Origin of the sequence: Phytoactinopolyspora endophytica (assembly GCF_004138495.1) — a bacterium.
Classification (GTDB): Bacteria; Actinomycetota; Actinomycetes; order Jiangellales; family Jiangellaceae; genus Phytoactinopolyspora; species Phytoactinopolyspora endophytica.
The window spans coordinates 646,360-652,389 of sequence record NZ_ML142849.1; the positions used below are offsets into that span (position 1 = coordinate 646,360).

Annotated in this window: 4 protein-coding genes and 1 pseudogene; 1 reads left to right on the forward strand and 4 read right to left on the reverse strand. The window is 69.9% G+C overall.

The window, feature by feature from the left end:
* From ELR45_RS02830 to ELR45_RS02840, 3 genes and pseudogenes are all read right to left on the reverse strand, one after another.
* Positions 1–964: pseudogene (locus ELR45_RS02830) on the reverse strand (histidinol-phosphate transaminase); the annotation flags it as partial.
* Positions 903–2,234 (reverse strand): histidinol dehydrogenase, encoded by a 1,332-nt coding sequence (gene hisD / locus ELR45_RS02835; RefSeq protein ID WP_129663225.1) that lies wholly within the window; start codon positions 2,232–2,234, stop codon positions 903–905. The gene hisD and the pseudogene ELR45_RS02830, both read right to left, overlap by 62 nt.
* A gap of 111 nt (positions 2,235–2,345) precedes the next feature.
* Positions 2,346–2,990, reverse strand: a complete 645-nt coding sequence (locus ELR45_RS02840; RefSeq protein ID WP_205855738.1) for a TetR/AcrR family transcriptional regulator — start codon at positions 2,988–2,990, stop codon at positions 2,346–2,348.
* A gap of 332 nt (positions 2,991–3,322) precedes the next feature.
* Here ELR45_RS02840 and ELR45_RS02845 point away from each other — a divergent pair, with 332 nt between their 5' ends.
* Entirely contained in the window at positions 3,323–5,611 is a 2,289-nt protein-coding gene (locus ELR45_RS02845) for an MMPL family transporter (RefSeq protein ID WP_129663227.1), read from the forward strand.
* Positions 5,612–5,700: 89 nt separating this feature from the next.
* On the opposite strand, the gene ELR45_RS36560 is transcribed toward ELR45_RS02845, so the two are convergent.
* Positions 5,701–6,030 (reverse strand): aminotransferase class I/II-fold pyridoxal phosphate-dependent enzyme (locus ELR45_RS36560; RefSeq protein ID WP_205855739.1); only part of this gene is annotated, 330 nt, incomplete at its 5' end.

Below are 6,030 nucleotides of genomic sequence, written 5' to 3' on the forward strand. Positions count from 1 at the left end.
CCGCGACCTGCAGCCCAGCCGAGCGCAGCCAGCTCGCCAGCTCGTCCCGTGTCGAGCGTAGCTGTTCGACGCGTTCCTGCAGCTCGGCAGAGTGCGCCAGGGCAACTCGTGCCACCGCCTGGGTGACCGCCGACAGGTGGTACGGCAGCCGCACGATGCGCAACGCATCGATCACGTCCGTCGACGCCGCCACGTATCCCAGCCGCGCACCCGCGAACGCGAACGCCTTGCTCATCGTACGGGTGACCACCAGCCACGGATGGTCGGCCAGCAGCGACAGCGCGCTCGGTGTCTGGGACCGGCGGAACTCGGCGTATGCCTCGTCGACGACGACCATCCCCGACGACGCCGCATGCAGCGCCCGGACCAGGTCCAGCGACACCGCGGTGCCGGTGGGGTTGTTCGGCGACGCCACGAAGATCACCGCCGGCCGATGCTTGGCCACGGCCGCCAGCGCGTCGTCGACGTCGATGGCGAAGTCGTCCCGGCGCGGCGCCGTGATCCACCGCGTCGACGTGTTCCGGGCGTATTCCGGGTACATCGAGTAGGTCGGCGCGAACGACAGGACGCTGCGGCCGGGGCCGCCGAACGCCTGCAGGATCTGCACCATGACCTCGTTCGAGCCGTTCGCGGCCCAGACCTGTTCCGGCGACAGCGCGACGCCGGACTCCGCGGCCAGGTAGCCGGCCAGGTCGGCCCGCAGCTCCAGGGCCTCGCGGTCCGGGTACCGGTTCAGGCCGGCCATCGCGTCGGTGACGGCCTTGCCGGCGTCGTTCGCCAGTGCTTCGGACGGCGGGTACGGGTTCTCGTTGACGTTGAGGCGGACAGGGACATCGAGCTGCGGGGCGCCGTACGGCTCGATTCCCCGCAGCTCTTCCCGGATCGGCAGGTCATCCTTCACGTCAACGCTCCTGTGCGAATCTCGCCCGGACGGCGGCGCCGTGCGCGGGCAGGTCTTCGGCATCGGCGAGGGTCTCCACGTGGGCGGCCACGTCGCGTAGCGCGGCCTCGTCGTACTCGATGACGTGGATCCCCCGCAGGAACGACGGGACGGACAGGCCCGACGAGTGCCGTGAGCTGCCGCCCGTCGGCAGCACGTGGTTGGAGCCGGCGGCGTAGTCCCCGAGGCTGACCGGAGCCCACGGTCCGACGAACACGGCACCGGCGTTGCGCACCCGCGCCGCCAGCGCTTGCGCGCCGCGGGTCTGGATCTCCAGGTGTTCCGCGGCGTACGCATCGACGACGGCGAGCCCTTGGTCAAGGTCGTCCACCAGGACCACACCGGACTGTTCGCCGCGCAGCGAGGTGTTCACCCGTTCGACGTGTTTGGTCGCGGCGACCTGCGCCGTGAGCTCGGCGTCGACGGCGTCGGCGAGTGCGGGGCTGTCGGTGACCAGGACGCTGGCCGCCAGCGGGTCGTGCTCGGCCTGACTGATCAGGTCGGCGGCGACGTGTGCCGGGTTCGCGGTCTCATCGGCGAGGACCGCGATCTCGGTCGGGCCGGCCTCCGCGTCGATCCCGATGAGCCCCTTCAGCAGCCGTTTGGCCGCCGCCACGTACACGTTGCCCGGCCCGGTGACCAGGTCGACCGGCGCGCAGATACGCTCGCCGGACTCGTCGCGCACGCCGTAGGCGAACATCGCGACCGCCTGCGCTCCCCCGGTGGCGTACACCTCGGTCACGCCGAGCAGGGCACAGGCCGCGAGAATCGTGGGGTGCGGCAGGCCGTCGAAGTCCTTCTGCGGCGGGCTGGCGACGGCGATGCTCTCCACCCCGGCCACCTGCGCCGGCACCACGTTCATGACGACGCTGCTCGGGTAGACGGCCAGCCCTCCGGGCACATACAGGCCGACCCGCTGGACCGGCACCCACCGTTCGGTGACCGTGCCACCCGGCACCACGGCCGTCGTGACGGTGTCGCGTCGCTGGTCGGCGTGGACTTTGCGGGCGCGGGAGATCGACTCCTCGAGTGCCACGCGGATCTGGGGGTCCAGCGTCTCGAATGCCTCGGTCAGGGCCGCCTCGGGGACCCGGACGTCGTCGAGTTGCACGCCGTCGAACCGGGCGGCGAGCTCTTTGAGGGCCGCGACACCGCGATGGCGCACGTCGTCACAGATCGGCCGGACGGCGTCCAGCGCGGACTCGACGTCAACGGGAGCACGTGGGACGAGGGCGCGGTAGTCCGGATCCTCGCCCTGGGCGAGGCGACCACGCAGGTCGATGCGGCGTATCACTTACCTAAGTGTAGGAGCACCGTTCACCAGTCGGACGACTTGCCCGGATACCAAGACACGCCTGAGCGATCGTCCGTCCTGCCCTAACCGCGCACGCACGCGCGCGGAACACTAGGCGCCGGAGAGGTAGGCGCGCAGAACGCGGCGAAGTTCCACGACCATGGCGTCGCGCTCGGGCCCTTCGTCGGCGGCCACGATCAACGGCATCATCGCCCGCACGATCTGGATCGACACGGTGGCGGTACGGTCGACGACGTCGCCGGTCAGCTCGGGGAAGCGGATCGACACCAGGCCCTTGACCCGTTCCAGCAGAGCCGCGTGCAGGGGGGCGACCGCCTCGGTCAACGCCGCGGGCATGTCCGGGCGGGCGAACAGCGCCTTGAATCCACGGTTGGCCAGGTTGAACTCGACGAGCGGGGCGACGATCATCGCGATCATCTCGTCCAGCGGCGCGGACCTCAGCGTCTCGAGATCGAGCGCCTCTTCCTGGGCCGCACCCAGCTCGACGACGTAGCGCTCGGCCAGCGCCGCGGCGATCTCGTCCTTGTTGGAGAAGAACTGGTAGAGCGAACCGGGCGAGATCCCGGCACGTCGCGCGATGGCGTTGGTGGTCGCGTCCTCGTAGCCGGATTCGGCGAAGACCTCGGCGGCGGCGGAGACGATCTGCGCGATCCTGCGCTGCCCGCGCTCCTGCCGCCTGGGCACCGAACGCCCGTGTTCCGGCGCCGCCGTCGCGCTCTCCCGAGCTTCCGTCACGCCGTCATCCTCTCACCCGCCACGACCGCCCGGCGCCTGACCGGCTCAGGACCACGCTCCGTTGGGTTCGTGGCCTGTTGTTTCGCTTGGCCCCGTCACGAGTGCCACAAGCGAAACATGAGGCCACGAACCCTCTGGCCGAGAACAGACAGTCCGTTGGACAAACGCGAGTGATTGCTCGTATTCTTCTTTTCGGCAAGCCAACACGAGTAATAACTCGTGTTCTTGTCCGACAGTACCAACGGATCCCCATTCGAGCACGGCCATGCATACGCGCCATCCGGATGATGCCTCGTCGTCGCCCGTCCCACACCACCCAGGAGTAGCCGCCCATGATCGGCCGAATCGTCACCCGAGCACCACGCCGCGTCCTCAGCGGCGGCCTGCTCCTGTTCGTCCTCGCCGGCGTACTGGCCGCCGGCGTGCTCGACGCGCTTTCCCTCAACCGGTTCGAAGCACCTGAGTCCGAGTCCGTCGAAGCCCGGGAACTCCTCGGCGAGCAGTTCGGCACCAGCACACCCAACGTGGCTGTCCTGGTCACCGCCTCCGACGGCACCGTCGACGACGACGATGTGTCCGCCGCAGGAACCGAACTGACCGAGACCTTGGCCGACGATCCCGGCATCGGCGACGCGTGGTCGTACTGGAGCCCCGGCGCGCCCGACACGCTGCGCAGCGAGGACAGCCGGCACGGGCTGATCCTCGGCTGGTCTCCGGGCGACGCCGACCAGGTACGCGACGTGGCGCTCCCCGAGATCGAGGAACGCCTCGACCGTGCCGCCGCCGGGCTCGACGCCGGCGAGGTGCAGCTCGGTGGCAGCGACGAGGTCTTCCGGGTCACCGCTGAACAGGCCGCCAGCGACTTCATCACGGCCGAGATCATCATCATCCCGCTCGTCGGCGTGCTGCTCTGGCTGGTCTACCGCCGCGCGGCGCCCGCGCTGGTCACCCTGGGCCTGGGGATCTTCTCCGTGGTGGGCACGCTGGCTCTGCTCTGGACCGTCTCGCAGTTCACCGAGATCTCCACGTTCGCCTCGAACATCGCCCTGGTGATGGGGATCGGGCTCGGCGTCGACTACGGGCTGTTCGTGATCTACCGCTTCCGCGAGGAGCTGGCCCGGCACGCCGCCGTCCCCGACGCCGTGCGCGCCTCGGTGGCCAGCGCCGGGCGGACCGTCGTGTTCAGCGGCCTCACCGTCGCGGCGTCGCTCGCCGTCCTGTTCGTCTTCCCGTACCCGTTCCTGTCGTCGTTCGCCTACGCGGGCATCGCCGTCGTGGCGACGGCCGTCTTCGGCGCCACCGTGCTCCTGCCGGCCGCGCTGATGCTGATCGGACGACGAGTCGAGCGCTCGTCCCGCGGGAATGAAAGGCCGGTCACACCGCCTGAGGAACGGCGGTTCTGGTACCGGGTCCCGGCGGCGGTAATGCGCCGACCGGTCCTGACCGGAGGTGTCGCACTGCTGGCTCTGCTCGGCCTCGGAGCACCCGCGCTCGGGATCAACTTCGGCTCCCCCGACGCGCGGGTGCTGCCGGACGACCTGCCGGTACGGCAGATGTACGACACGATCCGGGAGGATTTCACCACCGAGGACGCCGACGCGGTGTACGTCGTCGCCCCGGCCACGGAGCCTGGCGACCCGGACAACGGCGACGTCGCCGCGTACGCAGCCGAGCTCTCCGAGCTTTCCGGTGTTCACCGGGTCGACTCGGCCGCCGGTTCGTATGCCGCAGGCGACGCCATGGCCTCGGCTGAGCCACCCACCGGCGACGACGTGCAGTCCGACGGCGCACAGTCCGACCCGGGCGCGCTCCCGTCGTTCGGTGAGCGCTTCGCCGCCGACGGCGGGACCTGGCTGGCCGTCGTCCCCACCGGTGAACGACTCGCGGGCGACCCCGCCGGACTGGTCGGCGACGTGCGGGACACGCCCGCGCCGTTCGACGTGCTGGTCGGCGGCTATCCGGCGGAGCTCGCCGACTACAACGACGGCGTCGTCGACCGGCTGCCGCTGCTGGCGGGCCTGATCGTCGCGGTCACCTTCATTGTGCTGTTCCTCATGACAGGCTCGGTGGTGGCTCCGCTGAAAGCCTCGGTGCTCAACCTGTTGAGCCTGTCAGTCATGTTCGGCGTACTGGTCTGGGGCTTTCAGGAGGGCGGCCTCGCCGACCTGCTCGACTTCACGCCGGCCGGGGCGATCGAGCCCAGCATCCCGCTACTGATGTTCTGTATCGCCTACGGACTGTCCATGGACTATGAAGTCTTCCTTCTCGCGCGGATCAAGGAGGACTATGACCGGACCGGCGATGTCGTCGGGTCCGTGCCGAGAGGTATCGCACGCTCCGCACCACTGGTGACGTCGGCCGCACTCATCCTGGCCGTGTCGTTCTCGATCTACGCGACCAGCGGCGTCGTCTTCCTCCAGCAGCTCGGCATCGGGATCGCACTGGTCGTCCTCGTCGACGCCACCCTGATCCGTGGCGTCCTGGTCCCGGCGTTCATGCGGCTGGCCGGCCGCGCCAACTGGTGGGCGCCGGCACCGCTGCGACGGCTACACCAGCGCGTCGGCCTGCACGACGAACCCGTGCTGCCCGCCCCGGCCCTGGCAGATGCGACAAAGAGCTGACAACGCGGTCACTGTAGACGCCGAGAGGTCGGTTCGTCTCGCCCCGGTGCGGAGGGTTTGACGTGCCGGTCGCCGCGTCTCGGCACGGTCTACTGGAGGATCGTGCCGAGGCGGGCGATACCGGTCTCGATCTGCTCCGGCGTCGCGATCGAGTAGCTCAGCCGGAGGCCGTCCGCGCCGCCGCCATCCGAGTAGAATGCCTCTCCCGGCACGTACGCGACACCGGCCTCGACCGCGTCCCGCGCCAGGGACGTGGTGTCGACGGGCGCGCCGTCGTCGTTGGCCGGCATCGTCACCCAGATGAACATCCCTCCGCTCGGACGAGTCCACCGGAAGCCGTCACCGAGATCCCGCGCCAGCGCGTCGAGCATCAGATCGCGCCGGCTCCGATAGTGGTCGCGGACCTTGACGATATGTCC